Genomic DNA, 1,403 nt, shown 5'->3' with positions numbered 1-1,403 from the left:
CCCCTCGGGGCCCCGCCCCCCGCGCTCGTCCCGTCGGCTCCCTCGCCCATGGCCCTGTCCCTTCCATCGCCGCACGTCACCGGGCGGCGGGGAGACGCCGGACGTGCTCACCGACCGCCCCGTATCGCCGGCATCCTAGTGCCGCGTCAGCCGGGGTTCGTCCCCTCGCGGCCCCGGGCGATCGGTTTCCGGGGTGTCCACGGGGTGTCCCCGGTCGGGTCACCGCCGGCCGCCGCGGCGAGCGGACCGGCGACCGGGGCGCCGTCCCGCCACACTCCCGCGACCAGCGGGACGCCGGGGCGGTAGGCGAGGTGGACGGCGGAGGGCGCGTCCAGCACCAGCAGGTCGGCCCGGGCGCCGGGAACCAGCCGCCCGACGTCGGTGCGGCGCAGGGCGGCGGCACCGCCGGCGGTGGCGGCGTGGATCGCCTCGTCGGGCGTCATGCCCATCTCCCGCACCGCCACGGCCACGCAGAAGGCCATGGAGCTGGTGTAGGAGGACCCGGGGTTGCAGTCCGTGGACAGCGCGACCGGCACGCCGGCGTCCAGCAGGCGGCGGGCGTCGGGGTAGGGCGAGCGGGTGGAGAACTCACACCCCGGCAGCAGACAGGCGACGGTCGGTTCGGGGCGCCGGGCGGCGTCGGCGAGGGCGTCCACGTCGGCGTCGGTGAGGTGGGTGCAGTGGTCCACCGAGGCCGCCCCCAGCTCCACGCCCAGCCGCACGCCGGGGCCGGGGCCGAGCTGTCCGGCGTGGATCCGGGGCACCAGGCCCCGGCGGACGCCGGCGGTGAGGATCTCCCGGGATCGGTCGCCGTCGAAGGCGCCGCGCTCGCAGAAGACGTCGATCCAGCGGGCGTGCGGGGCGCAGGCGTCCAGCATCGGGCCGGTGACCAGGGCGACGTAGGCGTCCGGATCCTCCCGGTGCTCGGGGGCCGGGACGTGGGCGCCGAGGAAGGTGACCTCCTCGGTGCGGGTCGCGGCCAGGCGCAGGGCGCGGGCCTCGTCCTCCACGGTCAGTCCGTAGCCGGACTTGGTCTCGACGGTGGTGGTGCCCTGGCGCAGCAGCTCCGCCAGGTGACGGTCGAGATTGGCGGCGAGTTCGTCGGCGCCGGCGGCCCGGGTGGCGGCGACGGTGGTGCGGATGCCGCCGGCCGCGTAGGGGCGGCCGGCCATGCGGGCCCGGAACTCCTCGGTGCGGTCCCCGGCGAAGAGCAGGTGGGTGTGGGAGTCCACGAAGCCGGGGAGCACCGCCCGCCCCGCGAGATCGAGGCGACTGTCGGTGGCGGGTGCTTCACTTTCGGTACCGGTCCATGCGACACGGCCGTCCTCGATGACGAGGGCGGCGCGGTGGACGATGCCGAGCGGGTCCGGAGAGCCGGGGGAGACGGGGGATGACGGTGGGGG

General features: G+C 76.8%; 1 protein-coding gene. It reads right to left on the bottom strand.

Translation table 11 applies throughout. From position 1 onward, the window contains the following. Positions 1–146: 146 nt before the first annotated feature. On the bottom strand, positions 147–1,403 hold a 1,257-nt coding region (gene hutI, locus FNQ90_RS23170; protein ID WP_182608132.1), incomplete at its 5' end, for an imidazolonepropionase.

The organism is Streptomyces alkaliphilus (genome assembly GCF_014141535.1).
In the GTDB taxonomy this organism is placed as follows: domain Bacteria; phylum Actinomycetota; class Actinomycetes; order Streptomycetales; family Streptomycetaceae; genus Streptomyces; species Streptomyces alkaliphilus.
This window is presented reverse-complemented; position numbering and strand designations above follow the sequence as displayed.